The sequence below is a fragment of the Pseudomonas sichuanensis genome (assembly GCF_003231305.1).
In the GTDB taxonomy this organism is placed as follows: domain Bacteria; phylum Pseudomonadota; class Gammaproteobacteria; order Pseudomonadales; family Pseudomonadaceae; genus Aquipseudomonas; species Aquipseudomonas sichuanensis.
Genome location: NZ_QKVM01000056.1, coordinates 19,281 through 40,462 on the forward strand (window position 1 = coordinate 19,281; position 21,182 = coordinate 40,462).

Here is a 21,182-nt window from a genome sequence, read left to right on the forward strand (position 1 = left end):
GCAGCCCGGTTTACTGGATGTTCACGGTGAACTGCGCCTTGGCGTTGGCCGGGCCAGGGGTGGCCGCGCCAGTGGCGATGTAGTTGGCGGTGAAGCGCAGGGGTTGGCTGAGGTTGGCGTACTCGGCCGACGGCTCGGACACCGGCAGTTCGGTACCGCTGAAATCGCGCAGTTGCACGGCCACGTTGCTGGCGGCACCGGCCACCGGCTCCAGCGCCAGCCATTGGCCCGAGGCGCCAGCGGAGCCGGTGATCGGCAGGAAGGTCACGGTGGCGGCTTTGCCGGTGATATCGCAACCTGGGTCGCTGGCGTCCACCTGCAGGGTGAACGAGCCACCGCCGGCCACGTCGCCGGCCTTGGCCAGGCTGCTCACCGGCACTTCGTCGCCGAGCTTGACCACGCCCTTGGCGCCGCCGGTGCCGTTGCCCACTTCGATGGCGCAGGTGCTGTTGACGATGGTGCCTTCAAAGCTGATCTCGCCATCGGCAGCTTGTGCGAACTGGCTCGCGCCCACCAATGCCACTGCGGCGACCAGGCCGCTCAAGGTTACCTTTTTCATGGATGCTCCCTTTATGATGCTGCGCACGTAGCGCCTTGATGATTCGTGCAACGGCAACCGTGGGTGGCAGCCGAGTGCGAGGGGCATCATGCCGTGGCCGACAAGTCGGGCCATGGCGAAACGGAGCAAGCTGAAGAGGACGTTTTCCCAAGCAAACAGCGAAATTTCCTAACGCTTGCAATACTGACAGCGCTGACAGCCAGCGGTCACCCTGGCGACCCGATCGGCGCGCTATAAGACACTGTCCCCTTCCCCTTTCCGGCCACCGCCACATGACCCGACCCCTGCCCCGCAAAGCCCTGATCCTGCTGCTCGTCGCCGCCCTCGGCGCCACCGCCTGGTGGCTGCGCCCGGCCGCAGACACCGCGCACAAGCCGGCTGCCGCCATCCCGGTGCGGGTGGTCGGCGTGGCCCAGCAGGATGTGCCGCGCTACCTCGGCGCCATCGGCTCGGTGCTGTCGCTGCACAGCGTCGAGGTGCGCCCGCAGGTCGAAGGCGTGCTGACCCAGGTGCTGGTGAAGGAAGGGCAATGGGTGAAGCAGGGCGACCTGCTGGCCACCCTCGATGACCGGGCGATCCGCGCCAGCCTCGACCAGGCCCGTGCCCAGCTTGGCCAGACCCAGGCGCAACTGCAGGTGGCGCGGGTCAACCTCAAGCGCTACCAGTTGCTGAGCAGCGACGACGGCGTGTCGAAGCAGACCCTCGACCAGCAGCAGGCACTGGTGAACCAGTTGCAGGCAACCATCACCGGCGACCAGGCGGCCATCGACAACGCCGCCGTGCAACTCAGCTATACGCAGATCCGCTCACCGGTAAGCGGCCGCGTGGGCATCCGCAACGTCGACCCGGGCAACCTGGTGCGCACCAGCGACACTCAAGGCCTGTTCAGCGTCACCCAGATCGACCCGATCGCCGTGGAGTTCGCCCTGCCCCAGCAAAACCTGCCGACCCTGCACAAACTGCTCGAAGCCCCCACGCCCGCGGAAGTGGAGGCGTTCATGGATGCCGACGGCGAGCGCAGCCTGCTGGGCAAGGGCCACCTGGCGCTGATCGACAACCAGGTATCGGCCAACACCGGCACGGTGCGGGTCAAGGCCGAGTTCGACAACAAGGACGGCCACCTGTGGCCCGGGCAACTGGTGACCGTGCGCCTGCTCACGGCAGTGGACGAGAACGCCCTGGTGGTGCCGCCACCGGTGGTGCAACGCAGCATCGACGGGCACTTCGTTTACCGCCTCGATGGCGACAAGGTCGCCGCCGTGCCGGTGAAAGTGCTGTATCAGGACAGCACGCTGAACGTCGTTGAAGGTGTGAAGCCTGGGGATTGCCTGGTGCTCGATGGCCAGTCGCGGCTTAAGCCCGGCAGCCGGGTTGAAACCAGCGGACAGTGCGCAGAGCCGCAGCGCCTGGCCGATGGCAATCGCGGGGCAAGCCCGCTCCCACAGCAGCAAGACGTGGGAGCGGGCTTGCCCCGCGATAGCGTCAGCGCAAACAACCCGGAGCCCCAGCCATGAACACCCGCAACGGCGTGTCGGCCTGGTGCATCGACCACCCCATCGCTACCCTGCTGCTGACCTTCGCCCTGGTGCTGCTGGGCGCCATCGCCTTCCCGCGCCTGCCGGTGGCGCCGCTGCCCGAAGCCGACTTCCCGACCATCCAGGTCACCGCCCAGCTGCCCGGCGCCAGCCCCGAGACCATGGCGTCCTCGGTGGCCACGCCCCTGGAGGTGCAGTTCAGCGCCATCCCCGGCATGACCCAGATGACCAGCAGCAGCGCCCTGGGTTCGACCAACCTGACCTTGCAGTTCACCCTCGACAAGAACATCGACACCGCCGCCCAGGAAGTCCAGGCGGCGATCAACACCGCCACCGCGCGCCTGCCCCAGGACATGCCCAGCCCGCCGACCTGGCGCAAGGTCAACCCGGCCGACAGCCCGGTGCTGATCCTCACCGTCAGCTCGGTGCAGATGCCCGGCAACGAGCTCAGCGACTACGCCGAAACCCTGCTGGCGCGCCAGCTCAGCCAGATCGACGGGGTCGGCCTGATCAACATCACCGGCCAGTTGCGCCCGGCCATCCGCGTGCAGGCCCAGCCCGAGAAGCTCGCCGCCATCGGCCTGACCCTCGCCGATATCCGCCTGGCCATCCAGCAGACCAGCCTGAACCTGGCCAAGGGCGCGCTGTATGGCGAGCACAGCGTGTCGACCATCGCTGCCAACGACCAGCTGTTCCACCCCGAGGACTATGCGCGGTTGATCGTCAGCTACCGCAACGGCGCCCCCGTGCATCTTGCCGACGTGGCCAAGGTGATCAACGGCGCCGAGAACGCCTACGTCAAGGCGTGGTCGGGCGACCAGCCGGGGCTCAACCTGGTGATCTTCCGTCAGCCCGGGGCGAACATCGTCGACACCGTGGACCGGGTGCTCGATGCCCTGCCGCGCCTGCAGGGAATGCTGCCGGCCTCGGTGGAGGTGTCGGTGCTGCAGGACCGCACCCAGACCATCCGCGCCTCGCTGCACGAGGTGGAGCTGACCTTGATGATCGCGGTGGCCCTAGTGATCGGGGTGATGGCGCTGTTCCTGCGCCAGTGGTCGGCAACCATGGTGGTGTCCAGCGTGCTGGGCGTGTCGCTGATCGCCAGCTGCGCATTGATGTACGTGTTCGGCTTCAGCCTCAACAACCTGACCCTGGTGGCCATCGTCATCGCCGTGGGCTTCGTGGTCGACGACGCCATCGTGGTGGTGGAGAACATCCACCGCCACCTGGAGGCCGGCGACGACAGCCGCACCGCCGCGCTCAAGGGCGCCGGCGAAATCGGCTTCACCGTGGTGTCGATAAGCTTCTCGCTGATTGCCGCGTTCATCCCGCTGCTGTTCATGGGCGGCGTGGTCGGGCGGCTGTTCAAGGAGTTCGCCCTGACCGCCACGGCGACCATCCTGATTTCGGTGGTGGTGTCGCTGACCCTGGCGCCGACGCTGTGCGCGCTGTTCATGCGCAAGCCACCACAGGAGCAGCACGGCGGTTTCGGCCAGCGCCTGCTGGGCTGGTACGAGAAAGGCCTGGACCGTGCCCTGGCGCACCAACGCCTCACCCTCGGCATCTTCGGCATCACTCTCGCCCTGGCGGTGGTCGGCTATGTCGGCATCCCCAAGGGCTTCTTCCCGCTGCAGGACACCGGCTTCATCCTCGGCACCACCGAGGCGGCGGCGGACGTGTCATACCCCGCCATGATCGAAAAACACCTGGCCCTGGCCAAGATCATCGGCGACGACCCGGCGGTGCGCGCGTTCTCCCATTCGGTGGGGGTGACCGGCAGCAACCAGACCATCGCCAACGGCCGCTTCTGGATCTCGCTCAAGCCCCGCGGCGAACGCGATGTCTCGGCCAGCGAATTCATCGACCGCCTGCGGCCCAAGCTGGCCCAGGTGCCCGGCATCGTCCTGTACATGCGCGCAGGCCAGGACATCAACCTCAGCTCCGGCCCTTCGCGCACCCAGTACCAGTACGTGCTCAAGAGCAACGACGGCGTGGCGCTGAACCTGTGGACCCAGCGCCTGACCGAGCGGCTGCGGGAAAACCCGGCGCTGCGTGACCTGTCCAACGACCTGCAACTGGGCGCCAGCGTCACCCGCATCGACATCGACCGCCAGGCCGCGGCGCGCTTCGGCCTGACCACCACCGATGTCGACCAGGCGCTGTACGACGCCTTCGGCCAGCGCCAGATCAGCGAGTTCCAGACCGAGACCAACCAGTACAAGGTGATCCTCGAGCTGGACGCCCGCCAGCGCGGCAAGGCCGAAAGCCTCAACTACTTCTACCTGCGCTCGCCGCTGTCGGGCGAGATGGTGCCGCTGTCGGCACTGGCCCACGTGGCACCGCCCAGCACCGGGCCGCTGTCGATCAGCCACGACGGCCTGTTCCCCGCCGCCAACCTGTCGTTCAACCTGGCCCCCGGCGTGGCCCTGGGCGATGCGGTGCAGATCCTCGAGCGCACCCAGCGCGAGCTGGGCATGCCCGACTCGATCGCCGGCAACTTCCAGGGCGCGGCCCAGGCATTCCAGAGCTCGCTGTCGAGCCAGCCGTACCTGATCCTCGCCGCGCTGGTGGCGGTGTACATCATCCTCGGCGTGCTCTACGAGAGCTTCGTGCACCCGCTGACCATCATCTCCACCCTGCCCTCGGCGGGCCTGGGGGCGATCATCCTGCTGTGGGGCACCGGGCAGGACTTCAGCATCATGGGGCTGATCGGCGTGGTGCTGCTGATCGGCATCGTCAAGAAGAACGGCATCCTGCTGATCGACTTCGCCCTCGAGGCCCAGCGCCACCACGGCATGACGCCCGAACAGGCGATCCGCCAGGCGTGCCTGGTGCGTTTTCGCCCGATCATCATGACCACCCTGGCCGCGCTGCTCGGCGCGGTGCCGCTGATGTTCGGCTTCGGCGCCGGCGCCGAGCTGCGCCAGCCACTGGGCATCGCGGTGGTGGGCGGGCTGCTGGTGAGCCAGGCGCTGACGCTGTTCTCCACCCCGGTCATATACTTGGCCCTGGAGCGCCTGTTCCATCGCCGCCAGGCCGCCACCGCCACCGCCGCCGCGCCGACCGCCCGCTGAGACAAGACCATGCGCGTACTGATCATCGAAGACGAAGAAAAAACCGCCGACTACCTGCACCGCGGCCTGACCGAGCAGGGCTTTACCGTGGACCTGGCGCGCGACGGCATCGACGGCCTGCACCTGGCCCTGGAAGGCGACTATGCGGTGATCGTGCTCGACGTGATGCTGCCGGGCCTGGACGGCTACGGCGTGCTGCGCGCGTTGCGGGCACGCAAGCAGACGCCGGTGATCATGCTCACCGCCCGCGAACGGGTCGAGGACCGTATCCATGGCCTGCGCGAAGGCGCCGACGATTACCTGGGCAAGCCGTTCTCGTTCCTGGAACTGGTCGCCCGCCTGCAAGCCCTGACCCGGCGCAGCAGCAGCCACGAACCGCTGCAGGTGCAGGTGGCCGACCTGTGGATCGACCTGATGGCGCGCAAGGCCACCCGCGCAGGCCAGCGCCTGGAGCTGACCGCCAAGGAGTTCTCGCTGCTCAGTGTGCTGGCCCGGCGCCAGGGCGAGATCCTGTCCAAGACGGCCATTGCGGAGCTTGTGTGGGACATCAATTTCGACAGTGACGCCAATGTGGTGGAGGTGGCGATCAAGCGCCTGCGCGCCAAGCTCGACGGGCCCTTTGACAACAAGCTGCTGCATACCATCCGAGGCATGGGCTATGTCCTGGAAAACCGTGGTTGATCGCGACAGTGCTCCGTTCACTTGGCGCGGCACGTGGGAGCGGGCTTGCCCCGCGATCCGGCTACCGAGGTGGATGGCACCGGCTTGCCCGGTATTCGCGGGGCAAGCCCGCTCCCACGAAGACCGCAAAGCAGCCCCGTGGGGGAGATGCCCATGAAGCTCATGCGTGCCAAACCCGGCAACTCCATCGCCCTGCGCCTCTGCGCCCTGTTCACCCTGGTCGCCCTGGGCGTGTTCGTGCTGATCGGCAGCGCCCTGTACCGCCAAGTCGACCGCAGCCTCGACCTGTTGCCCGCCGCCGAGCTGGACGCCCGCTTCAGCGTGCTGGAGTCCGCCCTCAACCGCTACGGCACGCCCGAGCACTGGGCCAAGATCCACAACAAGCTCAACCTGCTCGGCGAAGAGGACAAGCGCATCCGCTTCTGGGCGGTCGGCAGCAACCCGAACTACGAATACGGCCAACCCACCGAACTGATCCGCGCCTTCGCCGAAGGCCCGCCGGGCATGCACGAGCTGCGCCTGGCGGACAGCCCCTACCCTTACAAGGTGCTGGTCAGCGAGCTGCCGGCACTGGGCGAACGCCCGCCGCTGCGTTTTCTGATCGGCATCAACACCGAGACGTTCTGGCAGGCCCAACACAGCCTGCTGGTGGCCATCGTCGGCCTGGCGGCATTCGGCGTGGTGCTGGCTTCGCTGCTCAGCTACTGGGTGGCGCGCATCGGTTTGAAACCCTTGCTGACGCTCTCTGACCAAGCCCAGAGGCTCGCCCCGCCGCGCCTGGACGGGCGCCTGCCAACCGAAGCCCTGCCACCGGAACTGGCCCGCTTCGCCGGCGCCTTCAACGCAGCGCTGGACCGGGTCAGCCAGGCCTATACCCAGCTCGAGGCGTTCAACGCCGACGTCGCCCACGAACTGCGCTCGCCGCTGACCAACCTGATCGGCCAGACCCAGGTGGCGCTGACCCGTGGGCGCAGCGCCGAGCACTACTTCGAGGTGCTGCAGTCCAACCTCGAAGAGCTGGAGCGCCTGCGCAGCATCATCAACGACATGCTGTTCCTGGCTAGCGCCGACCAGGGCAGCAAGGCCACCGCATTGACCCGCGCCTCGCTGGCCGAAGAGGTCGCCACCACCCTCGACTACCTGGACTACATCCTCGAGGACGCGCAGGTCAGCGTCAGCGTCAGTGGCGACGCCGAGGCCCGCATCGAGAAAGCCCAGCTGCGCCGGGCGCTGATCAACCTGCTGAACAACGCCGTGCAGCACACCGCGCCTCACCAGGTGATCGAGGTACGCATCGAGGCCGATGAGCAACAGGTCAGCATCGCGGTGAGCAACCCGGGGCCGAGCATCGCCGAGGAACACCTGCCGCTGCTGTTCGAGCGCTTTTACCGGGTGGATGCCGCTCGCGCCAACAGCGGTGGCAACAACCACGGCCTGGGGCTGGCGATTGTCAAGGCCATCGCCTTGATGCACGGAGGTGAGGTCTTCGTGCACAGCGATAAGGCAGGGAATTGCTTTGGAATCCGCCTACCGAATGCGGGACCGGAGTACACCGCACAAGACGCCAGCAAAAAGAAAAGAGGCGAGCAGGTCTGAACGCCTCTTTCGCTAAAAAAACGATCTGCTATTTCTTGGCGTTAACAGCCGTGGCCTTGAATTTGCCCGGTTTGTTTGGGTCGGGTACCTTGGTGAAGGTTACCTCTGAGCCTACGGCAATTCCCGAATTGGCTATTAATTCGAAATACAGCTGGTCATCCTCTTCCTCCGACTCAGGATCGAATTCAATCCAACCGAACTGCAAGTCCGTGTTCATTGATTTAACTTTCCCACTCTGCTCGGCCATATTGATCACCTAAATATTGAGTTGCTCCGAGCGCTCCGAATGCCTTGACAACTCAGTATTCGGAACAGCCTCTATTTAAGCCTATTAAATTCATCAAACAGGCGCCACTGGCATTTCTATCAGGTCCTGCACCACGCGTGCGAGTCAAATACTGAGCTCCATTGTGCTGCGAATTTCGAACTGGCCAACAGCACGTGCTACTTCCTTGATGTTGAGATCAGAAAGATAAGAGCCTCTTGCCCTTGCACTGATTGTCGAGGTTTGATTACCCCACGCCAGTGCAGTCGACGACTCGATCGTCCCGCGCAGGATGTTCGCTTCGATCGCCAACGCCATGTTTTCACTGAGTGTGGAAACGAAGCGCGATTGGTTCGCCCACTTGTAAAAGGCGGCCGATCTACCCGTGAGCTTGAGGGGATCCGGTCCATCCCAAAGGCTTTTCAACCTGCCGAACACACCATGCCTTCCGTAAGTGGGCATAGGCTCAAGCCGAGCGGCCGGTGCCTTGATATAGTCGTCCACCTTACACAGGAGCTTTCCAGGCGCGGACTTGACGGCTGCTATCGCCCTGGATGCACCCTCTCGCATACTCAGCCACACTGATTGGCGCGTAACGCCGAGTTTGGCGGACTTCAGTCGCTTGAAGCCCCGCCCGACGGCCTTCAACCCGTTCCCCCCCCACCGGACAGTGCGTTGCACCAAATTTTTGGTAGCGTTCAACAGCTTGAGACTGGCTTTCATCACCCCCTGGAAGCCCAGCGTGGACAACACGCCGGTTGCCATTGACGCAATCCCCAGCGCCTTGGACAACTCCGGATTGGTCTCTGCGGTCAACGCCGCGGCCACTTCCAGTCCAAAGGACGTTGCAGCCATGGTGGTCAAAAAGGCGAAGAGCATCATCGAGGCTGCCCCCCCCGAAAACACCGTCGCCCCCACTCCTAGTACCGTCAGCACGAATGACAAGGCCAGCCCTCGCCACTTGCCCCCCAGCCCCACGTTCCTGGTCCCCCGCAATTGCTCCTCGCGCTCCCGCAATTGACGGTCCTGCCCCCATCGGCTGAGCATGATCGCACCGCTAGGGTCATGCAGGTTGACCGGGTCCGGACAGTGCTGATAAGGATTGTGGCCACCGTCCCCAAACGGGGCCAGCCAGTCAGGCTGGGCATAGCGGCCTATGCCGGGATCGTAACTACGGTACCCGTTGCCTGCAGGATACTGCCCTGTCACTGGGTCACGACGCATGCCGTTGTATCCGCTGACCACGCCCTCCAGCAACGCGCCCTCGCCAAACGGCAATCGCGGGGCCAACGTGAGCCCACCGTCCCTGACCTGCCCTGCAATGCCAACCTGTGGATCGTCGATCAACCAGCGCACCTGGTCGCCTTCGTACTCCGCCAGGCCTGCCGAGATGCTCGTACGACGCGTGACGGCACACGTCTTGTCGAACCAGATTTCGCCAATCAGCTCATCACCGTCATATCGCAGCTCGCGAATGCTTTCGTCCTGTTCGACGTATTGCGCGACCAAGCGCTGATGACCGTCGTACTGATAGCGCGATAACAGTTGGCCTTCAGCATCGTTCACCCTGCTCACCTGGCCGGTACCGGTATAGCTGAATGCGTGGCCCTGTCCATCATCGACCAAGTAGCCATTATCGCTCCAGCTCAAAACCCGAGACTGCGAGCCGTGCTGCACCGAGGTCATGCGCGTGGGGTCTGCATTCGCGTCGTAGCTGAAATCCTGCGTGTGCTGGGTGCCATCAAAGCGCGTAGTCACATTGGTGACAATGTTGTCCAAGGCGTCCCAGATGAACGCTTGCGCCTTCACGGCATCGCCGCTGGCATTGGTCGGGCAGTAGGCAGCATCGTCGCTATCGCAGGTGTAGCCCTTAAGACGATCAAGTACATCGTAAACGAAGCGCTCGGTGCTCTTGAGCTGACCGTCCTGGTAGTTCGCTTTGCTGATCAGCCGGCCATCACCGCGCCAGGTCATGCGTTGACTGAAGCGTATCGCGCCATTGTGCAGGAAAGTCCGCACGATCTCCTGGCCGAGACCATTGTGTTCACTGAGTACCTGCCATTGCTCACCGGCCTTCATTGCATGGACGAGGCGCGACTTCAGCCTGCCCAAGGCATCGTAACGGTACAGCACATCCTCATGATCCTTGCATGTACGCAGCAACCGCCCCTGGTCGTCGACGAAAACTCGCTGCCAACGCCCATCGGCACGCAGCGAAGCCACGGTGGCGCCACACAAGGTCTGCCAGTCATGCGTCGGCACCTTTCCACGAGGCGTGGTCTCTGTGCCCTCGATGCGCCCTGGCAGGTCGCTCTGGATGAAGCGGTGCCTCCAGGTACCGTCCGCTCCATCCTCGCAGACCACAGTGGCTCCGCCATTCTTGCGTGCAAGACTGGCCATGGCGCTGTCGCCCGCGCGCCAACGGACGCAGTCGGCATCGATGTGCGTCTGCAGGCACGTCTTGTCGGGCAGGGTATCCCTTAGTTGCACAAGACAAGTAAGAAACCTGAGCATTTCCTCTTCATCATCTCCACCACTGCACGTTAGCGCGACATCAACGTCCCACTCACTTGAATCGACGTCCGGTGGAGTTGGGTTTGTGCTCGATTGCTCCTCGACAACGGCTCCCAACGCTGTCAGCCACGGTTCTCGCCCGTCCTTGGGCTGTACCTGTGCCATCTCGATCACTGCCTGGCCCCCCGGCAGATAGTCCCACTCCCAACACCCTACCGACTGCGACTCATCGAGCCCGTCCCTGCAGTACTCATCCAGTGGCACATAATCAATGGCCCCAGCGGGCTGCCATTCACTGCGCCAAACCCGCTGAACACCGTCCAGGTGATTGCGGCGTTGAGCACCGTTGGCATGGGTGTGAGTCTCCAACTTGTTATCCGCGGAATATGCAGTGGTGATATGTATCACTGCTCGCTGGTTTTCTGCCCTGCTTTTTCTGCCAGGCTCCAGGCGATACCGAGCGTCGTCCACGACCCGCCCAAGAGCGTCGTACTGCCTTGTCATCTCGATCTCAGAATCCGTTTGAGTAAGCCAGTTCGCGCTATGGCGTGAGAAGTGACGGACACTGACCTGCTGCGTGCCGGCCTGGGTTTGCGAGGTAATACGCTCCAGGATGTACGGGGCATTTGGGTTGTCCTCGAACGTCTTGGTGGTTTCCTCCCAGAAGACATCAGGCCCCTGAAGCGTCATCTGTGTATTCTTGACGGTCCATACCTTGACCTTGCTCGCATCGCTCGGCGTCGCCTTATGCGTCACCGTCGACGAATAATGCAAATGTCGACGACACAGCACCGAGGCAAGGCCGATTTGCTCCGGTTCGTCCGTAGGGATGAAGAGCTCGCCGGCCTCCATCTGCAGGCGCCTCCCCTGAATGACTCGCTCTTCGGCCAATTCAAGGTACGGTCTGCCTGCATGCGCTACCGTGCGGTAGCCGAAGAGTTTCAGACCAAGTGGATGACCGAAATCGTCACATTCATACTCGTACATCACAGGTAGCATCGCGTACTCAGGTACTGCCGGGCAGTCCAGTAGCGGTAGTTCCTGTAGTTCCTGTAGTTCCGGCAGGCTGTCAACTATGTACAACAGATCGGCCTCGATATGATTCGCGCCACCCGCGCGACCATAGTAGCCACGGTAAAGCGTATGCTGGCCCTCGATGATCACTTTCACGGGCAGTCCGTCATCGTCCGTCGTCGTGATCTGCATATCGACCGCCTTGCCATGGGGCTGGCGCTGTGCGACCGGGACGACTTGCAAGCAGGCCTGAATAGCGTTGACCAACACCTCACGTTGATTGCGGCTGAATTGCCAGAGCATCTCTACGATTGCCTGCTGATGCTTGACGGAGTGTTTGCAAGCCAATGCAGGCTTTCCCTTCCTGATGACCAACTTGATCGACTCGATCACCTCGATCAGGTCATTCCCATACCCCGTATATCGAATATTATGCGTCGTATTCTTGTTCTGGGCCTTTAACTCCAGCCACTGGTCCTCGGCGGATGCCTCACCTGCCAGTATTTCTCGCCTGTGTCTGCCGTCCTCACCGAACACCTGTAAATGATGCCGTCGCTTGCCATAGGGACCTCGCCGGCCGGCAATGATGTACAACTGATCAGAGCTGTCACGCAACTCCCCCGAGTATTGGTAGGTGGCCACGTGGTTCTCTTGCCCACCGCCAGGAATCAAGGCATGGAGCTCGACCTTGGGCCACGAGGGCCACTTATTGGTGTCTTTGGGTTCTGGGCGTACACCCGGGGTGTAGCGCACGTACTCGACCGAACCATCCAACTCCTCTAACCGACACAGCACCCGGTCTAGAACCGGATCGTCTTCATAGCCACATTTGACCTGCTGAAGGCGCGCACCTGCTTGAGTCCACTCAAGGGTCCGTAGCAGCCAGTCATTCAATTGCAAATTGACCTCGAAGCGTTCATCGCTTGCTGGCCATATCTGCATGCTCACCTGCGCAGCCGACTTGTCCGGGGTGACGTACTCAGCCGTGAACAAGGGTTGTTGCTCGCTCTCGATGCGCATGAGCAGGAATTGCCCAAGCTGACGCTTCCACGTCAGTTCGAGCACCTCACCATAATGCGAGATGATGCGAGAAGGCAGCAGCTGCACGAATGGACGCTCGTAGTAGGCGATGCGCTCGTTCAGCTCCGCGATCGTTCCATGTGTTTCCCATGCCTTGGCGGCCTCGTTGTAATCGAGCACCGCACCGACGTAGTAGGCCGCCGGTGAAGCCACTAGCAGCACCCATTGAGTCCAGTGCTCAGGCACGGCGGGAAACTGCGGTTTGCTTTTCTCCTTGATAGCCCGCAGGAGCTTCAGGATTGTCCGGCGAAATTCATCATTGGGCTCGACCTCGTTGACCTCCTCCATGGCAGGCTTTTTCAAGACTTCCTGACGGCCATTGGGCAGCTCGATCGTGAATTCACTGTAATCCTTGTTACAGCGCAACAGGCAGTGCTTCTTCTTCAACGGTTTTTGCTTGCCAAGGTCTTCCCACTCCTCGGGGGTGAACGTGATTTGCCCGCCATTGGCCAGGGTCAACACACGGTCACGCACGTCCAGGCTGGAGAAGCGCCAGGCCCAGCCATCCCCCAACCCCGCCTCGTTTCCGCGCAAGGCCGAATAATGCAAGGTCAGGTCGCACAATGGCCCCCGTGCGCCCAGACCTTGCAGCGTTGCGATCGGGTAGTGAGCATGGAACAAGCCCAGGCGGCCATCTACGCCGGTCATGTCATGCCCGAAAGTATCGAAAATTTCCGAGTGATCCGTGTTCCCCCAGTCTTCGCATAGCAGACTCCTCGGCGTGTAGGGCGCCAATGCGGCGGACGGGGTGAACTCGACCGATTTCGAATCTTTCCAGAATGCGTGTTCGTCAAAGGCGCCGAAATGGCCGACGATCAATTTGCCTTCACCGCGCAGGCTCTCGGGATAATCCAGAACGATCTCGTAGTCTTGCTTGACCCGGCCGCCCCAGATGATCTTGCCGGCGCTGACCCAAAGCGGCGACTCTTCACCTTTGCCGAAAACCGTCGGCTCGCAGGCGGCCAAGCGGAAACTGTCATTGCAGGCCAGCGCCTGTACCAGATTGCTATCGAATGGAGCATTGCTGAAAGCCCGGTACTTGGCATGGCTCCACAGCCGTAATGGGCCACTCTCGGTCGTGAAGTTATTGTTCTCGTCCCATGCTCCGGCAGTGATCGGGGCGCCCTGCTCGGCAACATACTTGGCAAATGCCCGAGGCCAATTCTGTGCCGTTAGTTCACTGGCCTGAGGGGTGAAGGTAAACCGACTGATCTCTCCATCGCAGCGGTTGACCAGAAACGCACTGAGCCTTTCATTACGCGCGAGTTCGCGACCCGCCTTGATCGGTACGGTGCTGTACCACCCATCGTCGACGCTGCCCTCTCGCATCAGTGTGAAGTCGGTCATGTCGGGAAGGTAACCGTCAGACCGCGTGGTGATCAGGTAAGGAACCGCATAAGGGTCAATCTGACTGACGATTCCGCTGAGCAAATAGACATTCTTGATGTATTTGAAAAACCAATGCAGACCATTGAATAGGCCAGTCCCCTTCAATATCGGATAGTCAAGGGTGAGTTGAGCATGATGATCCTGCAGAGCATTATCGACAGTGAACACAAATTTCGCGTACTGACCGGGGTAGCCTACGACCGTTACGTAGCCAAAAAATGAGTAGTAGCCGTTTGTCTCAGTAGTCAGCTCCACCCACACCGCCCCCGACGCTGGTGACAGCTTCCCCCACTCCTCGGGTTTGACCAGTACCGCGCCGCTTTCGAGCATGGCCTCCAGTTGCATGGCCTCTTGCGCTAGCTTCGCATCCAGCTCGGGCACATGCTCGATGTCGGTGTAAGCCAAGCTTCGTTTGTCTGGAAAACTGATACGCAGCACATCATCCTCTGCGTATTCGTAAACAGCTTTGACGCCGTCCACCGTGATGGGATCGCCATTCTTGAAGAATTTCCTGAAGGCGTGACAGTTGTACGTCATCACCAAACCCTCGCGTGCTACCGGCTCGTCGTCATTGAATGGCGACCAGGTGAATTGCACAACTGACAAAAATGCCAGGTGTCCGCTGCGTGGGCGAGAGCATGTGCAGCGCGAGAAGATGCGTGTCAATCCTTAAGCGCTCTACAACGTGGGTTGTGAACGAAAATCCGCGCATGCAAGCGCCTACAATTACATTTTCCGCAACAGTGCTTATCGAACGGAGTGCTGTTTCAGGCCTAGGGAAACGACTAACTTTAGCCCTGTCTCCATTAACACTTGCCCCCGCAAGAAGGTAGTTTCAAATGTCCAACAGTATGGGTATTGCCAGCGTTTTCGTCCTGTCTTCCCTGTTGTTGTCGCCACTGGCCATGGCCGAAGAATCCCAGGCCTTCGTCACCCGCAATGCAGAACTTGCCGCTGTTCACCAAGAATCCCGCGAAGCCTTGGCGCACAAGGCTGACGCCGGCGATTCCGCAGAACAGACAGCCTCGAAGGTTTCCAGCGACGCCAATGTCGATAGCTGATTACGCACCGTCGCACCGCCCATCTTCCCTTGGCTACTCATGGGCACCCGCGGTGCCGATATGTTAGCCTTTCAAAGCCGCTGCTCATCAGCGGCTTTTTTTATGTGTCGAAAATATCAGCCAGGCTGCTGCGTCTCTAATAAGAAACTTGCAGAACACGACAATAAAAAACTGCCCCACCGCTTGACCAAAGGAGTTTGTACCGGTGTCTTTCGCGTTTCGTTTTACCCCGCTTTTCCTTGCGTTAACCGCAACGATGCCCCTGGCCGCCCAGGCCGATGAAGACAAGGCTGATGGCTTCATCGAAGGCTCTACGCTGAACCTGCATTTTCGCAATGCCTACTTCAACCGCAACGAACTCAACCGTGACGTGCGTGACAAGCGCGAATGGGGCCAGGGCGCCGTGGCGCGCTTCGAGTCCGGCTACACCCCTGGTGTGATCGGTTTCGGCCTGGACGCCCACGGCATTCTCGGCCTCAAGCTCGACGGTGGCGCGGGCCATGCCGGCACCTCGATCCTGCCCAACCACGTGAAGGACGACGGCAGCCAGGGCGCTGCACCGCACTCGTTCTCCACCGCAGGCGGCGCGATCAAGCTCAAGGGCTTCGACACCGAGTTCAAGGCCGGTGACCTGTTCCTGACCAACCCGGTGATCGCCGGCGGCGAATCGCGCATGCTGCCGCAGACCTTCCGTGGTTTCGCCCTGACCAACACCAGCATCGACGGGCTGATGCTCGAAGGTGGCCAGGTGAGCTTCACCAAGCCATACAACCAGAGCGGCCATCGCCGCATCGACACCTACTACGGTGCACTGGAAGACGGCGACAAGAGCAAACACCTGAACTGGGCCGGCGCGTCCTGGAGCGGCACCGAAAACGTCACTGCCAATGTCTACGCCGCCGAGCTGAAGGACATCTGGAACCAGTACTACGCCGACTTCGACTACACCTACCAGGTCAACGACCTGGTCAGCCTCAACCCGGGCGTGCACTACTACCACACCCAGGACACCGGCCAGTCGCTGCTGGGCAAGATCGACAACAACACCTACAGCGTGCACTTCACCGTGGCCGCCGGGTTCCACAGCGTCACCGCCGCCTACCAGCGGGTCAACGGCAACACGCCGTTCGACTACATCAACCTGGGTGACAGCATCTACCTGGACAACTCGCGCATGTACTCGGACTTCAACGCGCCCAACGAGCGCTCGTGGAAGCTGCAGTACGACTATGACTTCGCCGGTGTCGGCGTGCCGGGGCTGACCAGCTCGCTGTCGTATTCGCGCGGCGAGGCGGACCTGACCAAGGCCACCCAGGACACCACGCACTACGACTACTACAACGCAGACGGCAAGCATGCCACCCACTGGGAGCGTGACTTCGACCTGAAGTACGTGTTCCAGGAAGGCCAGCTGAAGGATTTGTCGGTGCTGCTGCGCTATGCCAGCCACCGGGCCAATGCGGCCTATGCGGCGGAGTCGGATAACGACGAGCTGCGGGTGATCGTCGATTACCCGGTGAACGTGTTCTGATCTGACGTCGGTGCACGGCGAGGGCTTCGCCCTCGTTTCGCCGGCACTGAAAACGCCAGACCGAAGGTAAACGTGGGAGCGGGCTTGCCCCGCGATTGCAGCACCGCGATATACGGCACCGGCTTCGCCGGTGCTCGCGGGGCAAGCCCGCTCCCACGGTAAGTGCTATTGCCGCGATACCGATGAAACAGGATATGCAAGGTTTCAGCAGTTTCTGTTCAAGCCGAGTTCTAGGTCATTGACCAGCGCCTTGGCCATGGCGCTGAGAATCCGCGCCGCACTGCCGGCCAGCAAATCCCCCTCCATTTCCGCCTCGGTCGTCAGGTGCAGGATGCAGCCCTGCAACATCGACAGCTCATCGAATGCCCGGCTGAACGGGATATCGGGCTGCACACGGTACAACTCAAGGAAGGTCTCGACGCCTGCGGTGAAGGCGGGTTCGGGTTTGTCGCTCATGGCGCTGCCTCCAGTGACCGGGCATGGTCGAACAGGCAGCGCAGCAACTGGCTGAGGATGGCCACGTTTTCCATCAGGACCATGGGGCGGTCGTCAGGGGGGAACGCGCGGTAGGCGTCCAGGGTTCTGCTCATGGTCGACATCAGCACGGCGGCGTGGGCCATGGCGGCGTCGTGGGTCAGGTGGTCGATGATGGAGATGTAGGGGATGGGGGGATCGGGGACTAGCTTTTTCATATGCAATTCCCAATATCGATAAAGGAAACCGCCAGCTCATCCTTTCTCACGAGACAAGGGTGGCAGCCGTACATGGGGTGAGAAAGCCGAGGACATTGGAACCCGGCCAGACCTAAGTCTGCCCATGCACGACTGCCATAACAGCGTGCGGGACCAACATCGTTCGGGTTTCTCACGCCCGGTCACCAAAATTGGCGACCAGGGGAAGTTATCCCTGATGATTGTCCCGGCATATCTGGAACCTTCCGGCAGGCGCGTAGGATAGGTCCCAAGCTCAGCCTGACTGAAGTATTTGGTTTCAGATTCGGAAATGTCGTACGCCGTTGTGGGGTGGCTGATCGGGATCTGGTAATGGCTACCAGGTGCATGTCGAAAGATGGGGTGAGGGCCACCAGGTGCTTGCCGGTGTTTTTGCAGCGCCTATGAGATCGAGCGCCGCCCGCGCGGCGCTTCGCGGGTAAACCCGCTCCCACAGTTTGTTTCGGGCCAATTATTCCTGTGAAAGTACCGGCGCCTGCCTTGGTGCATGCCTTGAGTCATGCGGGGCGGCGGCAACGCCCACAATGAAACCGCGTCGTACCAACAGGGCGGACCAGGTAAAGGCCCAGGAGAGACTGGCCCGAAACAAACTGTGGGAGCGGGTTTACCCGCGAAGCGCCGCGCGGGCGGCGCTCGATCTGATAGGCGCTGCAAGGGCTGCGGCAAGCACCTTCATGCCCTGATGCCATCACCAGCCAGGCACCTGCATGCCCTGACGCCATCAACAACCAGCCACCCGACAACCCTCATGCGATCCCAAATCCACCACCAGAGCCCCGCCCGCCACGATTTCGTCGGATGGAACACCATAATTCTTGTCCGACAATCCACCGTTCCTTAGAATACCGCCGCCGCGTAATGGCCCATCCCCCATGGATCAAGGGGCTTATGCAGTAGCGAGCATGACGTCAGTTACCCGATCACCGCGTTCAGCCCTGTACAAGTCGCACCCCGAACTGATCCTCAACCTGGGCAGTTGCCTCGCCGTGCTCGCCATAGTGGGCATCGTCAGCTACCTGCTGGCACGCGAGCGCGACAGCGTCGAACAATCGGCCATCCGCTCCTCGGGCAACATCGTGCAGCTGATCGAAAGCGACATCCTGCGCAACGTCGAACTCTACGACCAATCGCTCAAAGGCCTGATCTGGGCCGTTAAGCACCCCGAATTACTCAATGTCCAGCCCAGCCTGCGCCAGCAGATCCTGTTCAGCCAGGCGATTTCGGCACCGGTGCGCGGCGACATTCTCTGGCTCGACGCCAAGGGCGATGTAGTCGGCGACTCCACCAGCGTGGTGCCCCGCCAGGCCAACTTCGCCGACACCATCCCCTTCCAGCGCCACCGCGACCACCCCGGCCTGGGCCTGCTGATCAGCCCACCGTTCAAGGCCCGGCTGGGCAACCTGGACTGGTGCATCAGCTTCAGCCGGCGGATCTCCGGCAGCAACGGTGAATTCATCGGCCTGGCCGCCGGGGCCCTGCGCCTGTCGTATTTCAGCCGGCTGTTCGAGCGCCTGGACATCGGCGACGACAGCAGCATCAACCTGCTCAACACCGACGGCCAGCTGCTGGCGCGCCAGCCCTCCCGGCCACAGGACCCGCTGATCGGCACCAGCTTCAGCGAGCGGCCCAACTTCAAGCGCATCCTCGGCGAGCGCAGCGGCAGCTTCACGGCCAGGTCCAGCCTGCGGGAAACCCAGCGCATGTACACCTTCGCCCGGGTCGCCGACCTGCCGTTGATCGTGCTGGTGGTGCACTCCACCGACGAGGTGTTCCAGTCCTGGCGGCGCACGGCGATCGTGGTCAGTGTGGCCACCGGCGTGCTGTGCATCGGCATCCTCTGGCTCACATTGCTGCTGGGCCGTGAATTGCGCCGGCGCCACGATGCCGAGCAGGGCCTGGCGACACTGGCCGCCACCGACAGCCTCACGGGGCTGGCCAACCGCCGCCGGCTCGACCAGGTGCTGCGCCTGGAATGGGCACGCGCCCAGCGCAACCGCAAGCCACTGGCGGTGCTGATGGTGGATGTGGATCACTTCAAGGCGTTCAACCAGCGCCACGGCCATGCCGGCGGCGACCATGTGCTGCGCGAGGTGGCCAAGACCATCGAGCAGTGCATACGGCGCCCGGCGGACCTGGCGGCGCGTTATGGCGGGGAAGAGTTCCAGGTGGTGCTGCCGGAAACCGAACTGGCCGGCGCGCTGCTGCTGGCCGAGCGCATCCGCGCCAGCGTCGAGTCGATGCCGCCGTTCGGAGCGGACGAGCGCTCGGTGACGGTGAGCGTCGGCATCGGCCTGCACATCCCCGGCACCCAGCACGACCTGACCCGGCTGCTGGGTGACGCGGACGAAGCGCTCTACCGGGCCAAGGCCAATGGCCGTAACCGGGTAGAGGGCCCCAAGGCTTAAGAAGCGGCGCGGGCTGCGGTGCGCAGCGCCTTCACCTGGTCGTGGTTGCGCTGTACACCCTGCAACTGGTTTTCCACCAGCATGTAGGTCTGGTCACTGGCGGTGCGGCCCAGTTTCACCAGCTTCTCACGGCCATCCTTGTAGGCCTTGAGCGCGTGATCCTCGCCACGCTCCACTTCATTGAGCACCGCCGCTTCATCCTTGCCGGTGACCATCGACTTGAGGTTGACCCAGCCACGGTGCAGGTCGCCGCTGATGCTGGTGCTGGTTTCCGGGTCGCCGCCCAGGCGACGGACTTCGCTTTGCAGCTGGGCCGCGGCATTGGCGCACTCGCCGGCACGCTGGACGAAGAACGCCTTGAGTTGCGGGTTCTTCACATCCTCGGCGGAGGTCTTGAAGCCCTTCTCGCCGTCCTTGCTGTACTCGATCAGGTCGTTGAGCACATCGATGACGTCTTTGTTGGGGTTACTCATGGCAACAACTCCTTGGCAGGTGATAGTCACCTTTACCGGAGCAGGCTTCATGCCAGGCTTTGCCATTAAAAATAATCTATAAAAATCAGTTACTTATGATTATTTCGAAACCACCGCGCCGGTGCGTTCTGCATGATCGCCGCTTGGGTCGTCGTGCAGATTGCAGTATCGTCCGCGCTTCACCCGCCACAGGCTGCCGCGCCAATGAAACCTGAATCCCTGCAACTGCTGGTCACCCGCACCATGCCTTTTGGCAAGTACCAGGGGCGGATCATCGCCGACCTGCCGGGCGACTACCTGGCGTGGTTTGCGCGCAAGGGTTTCCCCCATGGCGAGCTGGGCGCGTTGCTGGCGTTGATGCATGAGATCGACCACAACGGCCTGGCCGACCTGCTGGTGCCGCTGCGGGCAAAAACACGTCAGGGCTGAGCGCTCAAGACTGCGCTGTGCCCGCCGAAAACTCGAAGAACTCTTTTCAAGGACGAATGACCTTCCATGCAATCGCGTCAATCCGCTTCATCGGCGTTTGTCATTTCCCTGCTGATCGCAGGCTCAGGGCTCTACTATGTAGGCCGCCTGCGTTGGGCGCTGATACTGCTGGCACTGTTCCTCATCGACTTCTTCCTGATCGGCCTGTTCGCCACGCCCAAGGCGGTGATCGTCGGCCTGTGCGTCGCCTTGGCGCTGAAGCTCGGCTCGGCCTGCCTGGCCGCCTGGATCGCCTGGCGCGGCCACCCGGGCAGCGAACCACCCGGGGCACGCCTGGTGGCCTACGCCGCTGCGGTGGTGGTCCTGGCCGGTGTGCTGGTGGTGCTGCGGGGGCCATTGTTCGGTTACCGGCTCGACCAGATCCCTTCGGGCTCGATGGAGCCGGCGCTGCAGATCGGCGACCACATCGTCAGCGACTCGCGCTTGCTTGGCGATCTCAAGGTGGGGGATGTGGTGCTGTACCGCCAGGGCAATGTGGAAGGGTTCAAGCGCGTGGCGGGGGTAGCCGGCGACCGGCTGGAGATCGTTGCCGGCGAACTGTTGGTCAATGGCCGCAACCTGGGCTTGTTTCATGCACCCGCCGAGATGGTGCGCAGCCCTTATTCACTGAGCCTGGCGCCCCTGGTGGTTGAACCCGGCCATGTCTACCTGCTCGGCGACCGGCGCGACAACAGCACCGACAGCCGTTACTTCGGCCAGGTCGCAGTGGCGGATGTAACGGCGAAGGTCAACGGGGTCTGGTACGCGAAGAATCGCCAACGGATCGGTACGACCTTCGAATAACC

The 21,182-nt window shown here is 62.3% G+C and carries 14 protein-coding genes and 1 pseudogene; 9 read left to right on the forward strand and 6 right to left on the reverse strand.

Going from position 1 to position 21,182, the window contains the following annotated elements; all coding sequences use genetic code 11:
- Positions 1-10: 10 nt before the first annotated feature.
- Complete coding sequence (locus DM373_RS23775) at positions 11-559, reverse strand: fimbrial protein (RefSeq protein WP_110995884.1); 549 nt, start codon at positions 557-559, stop codon at positions 11-13.
- Positions 560-831: 272 nt separating this feature from the next.
- On the opposite strand from DM373_RS23775, the pseudogene DM373_RS23780 reads away from it, so the two are divergent.
- The 4 genes and pseudogenes from DM373_RS23780 to DM373_RS23795 form a co-directional block, all read left to right on the forward strand.
- A pseudogene (locus DM373_RS23780) lies at positions 832-1,974 on the forward strand (efflux RND transporter periplasmic adaptor subunit); the annotation flags it as partial.
- Between the two features lie 95 nt (positions 1,975-2,069).
- Entirely contained in the window at positions 2,070-5,168 is a 3,099-nt protein-coding gene (locus tag DM373_RS23785; RefSeq protein ID WP_110995886.1) for a multidrug efflux RND transporter permease subunit, read from the forward strand.
- Between the two features lie 9 nt (positions 5,169-5,177).
- Positions 5,178-5,849 (forward strand): heavy metal response regulator transcription factor, encoded by a 672-nt coding sequence (locus DM373_RS23790; RefSeq protein ID WP_110995887.1) that lies wholly within the window; start codon positions 5,178-5,180, stop codon positions 5,847-5,849.
- A 153-nt stretch (positions 5,850-6,002) separates the two neighbouring features.
- Positions 6,003-7,445, forward strand: coding sequence for a heavy metal sensor histidine kinase (locus DM373_RS23795; RefSeq protein ID WP_425272610.1), 1,443 nt, complete (start codon positions 6,003-6,005; stop codon positions 7,443-7,445).
- Between the two features lie 28 nt (positions 7,446-7,473).
- On the opposite strand, the gene DM373_RS23800 is transcribed toward DM373_RS23795, so the two are convergent.
- Complete coding sequence (locus DM373_RS23800) at positions 7,474-7,692, reverse strand: hypothetical protein (protein WP_110995889.1); 219 nt, start codon at positions 7,690-7,692, stop codon at positions 7,474-7,476.
- Between the two features lie 144 nt (positions 7,693-7,836).
- Positions 7,837-14,244 carry an RHS repeat-associated core domain-containing protein gene (locus DM373_RS23805; protein WP_110995890.1) on the reverse strand — a complete coding sequence of 2,136 codons (6,408 nt, stop codon included), beginning with the start codon at positions 14,242-14,244 and terminating at the stop codon, positions 7,837-7,839.
- A 302-nt stretch (positions 14,245-14,546) separates the two neighbouring features.
- On the opposite strand from DM373_RS23805, the gene DM373_RS23810 reads away from it, so the two are divergent.
- Together DM373_RS23810 and DM373_RS23815 are read left to right on the forward strand one after the other, a co-directional pair.
- Positions 14,547-14,768, forward strand: coding sequence for a hypothetical protein (locus tag DM373_RS23810; RefSeq protein WP_110995891.1), 222 nt, complete (start codon positions 14,547-14,549; stop codon positions 14,766-14,768).
- A gap of 205 nt (positions 14,769-14,973) precedes the next feature.
- The gene (locus tag DM373_RS23815; RefSeq protein WP_110995892.1) at positions 14,974-16,299 is read left to right on the forward strand and encodes an OprD family porin; all 1,326 of its coding nucleotides are present in this window, start codon (positions 14,974-14,976) and stop codon (positions 16,297-16,299) included.
- A 204-nt stretch (positions 16,300-16,503) separates the two neighbouring features.
- Here DM373_RS23815 and DM373_RS23820 read toward each other — a convergent pair whose 3' ends face one another.
- The gene (locus tag DM373_RS23820) at positions 16,504-16,755 is read right to left on the reverse strand and encodes a DUF3077 domain-containing protein (RefSeq protein ID WP_110995893.1); all 252 of its coding nucleotides are present in this window, start codon (positions 16,753-16,755) and stop codon (positions 16,504-16,506) included.
- Positions 16,752-16,991 carry a hypothetical protein gene (locus DM373_RS23825; RefSeq protein ID WP_110995894.1) on the reverse strand — a complete coding sequence of 80 codons (240 nt, stop codon included), beginning with the start codon at positions 16,989-16,991 and terminating at the stop codon, positions 16,752-16,754. Before DM373_RS23825 ends, DM373_RS23820 begins: the two co-directional genes overlap by 4 nt.
- 941 nt (positions 16,992-17,932) lie before the next feature.
- Here DM373_RS23825 and DM373_RS23830 point away from each other — a divergent pair.
- Positions 17,933-19,435, forward strand: a complete 1,503-nt coding sequence (locus DM373_RS23830; protein ID WP_110995895.1) for a sensor domain-containing diguanylate cyclase — start codon at positions 17,933-17,935, stop codon at positions 19,433-19,435.
- On the opposite strand, the gene DM373_RS23835 is transcribed toward DM373_RS23830, so the two are convergent.
- Positions 19,432-19,908, reverse strand: coding sequence for a ferritin-like domain-containing protein (locus DM373_RS23835; protein WP_110995896.1), 477 nt, complete (start codon positions 19,906-19,908; stop codon positions 19,432-19,434). The two genes, DM373_RS23830 and DM373_RS23835, sit on opposite strands and share 4 nt — an antisense overlap.
- Positions 19,909-20,112: 204 nt before the next feature.
- On the opposite strand from DM373_RS23835, the gene DM373_RS23840 reads away from it, so the two are divergent.
- The gene (locus DM373_RS23840; protein ID WP_110995897.1) at positions 20,113-20,337 is read left to right on the forward strand and encodes a DUF3820 family protein; all 225 of its coding nucleotides are present in this window, start codon (positions 20,113-20,115) and stop codon (positions 20,335-20,337) included.
- Between the two features lie 66 nt (positions 20,338-20,403).
- Positions 20,404-21,180: a signal peptidase I gene (lepB, locus tag DM373_RS23845; RefSeq protein ID WP_110995898.1), complete on the forward strand. Its 777-nt coding sequence runs from the start codon at positions 20,404-20,406 to the stop codon at positions 21,178-21,180.
- Positions 21,181-21,182 lie beyond the last annotated feature (2 nt).

Bases quoted from the DNA above. Each gene is read 5' to 3' on its own strand.
- DM373_RS23835 (WP_110995896.1), bottom strand. From the start codon at position 19,908: ATGAGTAACCCCAACAAAGACGTCATCGATGTGCTCAACGACCTGATC.
- DM373_RS23830 (WP_110995895.1), top strand. From the start codon at position 17,933: ATGACGTCAGTTACCCGATCACCGCGTTCAGCCCTGTACAAGTCGCAC.
- DM373_RS23825 (WP_110995894.1), bottom strand. From the start codon at position 16,991: ATGAAAAAGCTAGTCCCCGATCCCCCCATCCCCTACATCTCCATCATC.
- lepB (WP_110995898.1), top strand. From the start codon at position 20,404: ATGCAATCGCGTCAATCCGCTTCATCGGCGTTTGTCATTTCCCTGCTG.
- DM373_RS23800 (WP_110995889.1), bottom strand. From the start codon at position 7,692: ATGGCCGAGCAGAGTGGGAAAGTTAAATCAATGAACACGGACTTGCAG.
- DM373_RS23775 (WP_110995884.1), bottom strand. From the start codon at position 559: ATGAAAAAGGTAACCTTGAGCGGCCTGGTCGCCGCAGTGGCATTGGTG.
- DM373_RS23805 (WP_110995890.1), bottom strand. From the start codon at position 14,244: ATGACGTACAACTGTCACGCCTTCAGGAAATTCTTCAAGAATGGCGAT.
- DM373_RS23820 (WP_110995893.1), bottom strand. From the start codon at position 16,755: ATGAGCGACAAACCCGAACCCGCCTTCACCGCAGGCGTCGAGACCTTC.
- DM373_RS23790 (WP_110995887.1), top strand. From the start codon at position 5,178: ATGCGCGTACTGATCATCGAAGACGAAGAAAAAACCGCCGACTACCTG.
- DM373_RS23840 (WP_110995897.1), top strand. From the start codon at position 20,113: ATGAAACCTGAATCCCTGCAACTGCTGGTCACCCGCACCATGCCTTTT.
- DM373_RS23785 (WP_110995886.1), top strand. From the start codon at position 2,070: ATGAACACCCGCAACGGCGTGTCGGCCTGGTGCATCGACCACCCCATC.
- DM373_RS23795 (WP_425272610.1), top strand. From the start codon at position 6,003: ATGAAGCTCATGCGTGCCAAACCCGGCAACTCCATCGCCCTGCGCCTC.
- DM373_RS23810 (WP_110995891.1), top strand. From the start codon at position 14,547: ATGTCCAACAGTATGGGTATTGCCAGCGTTTTCGTCCTGTCTTCCCTG.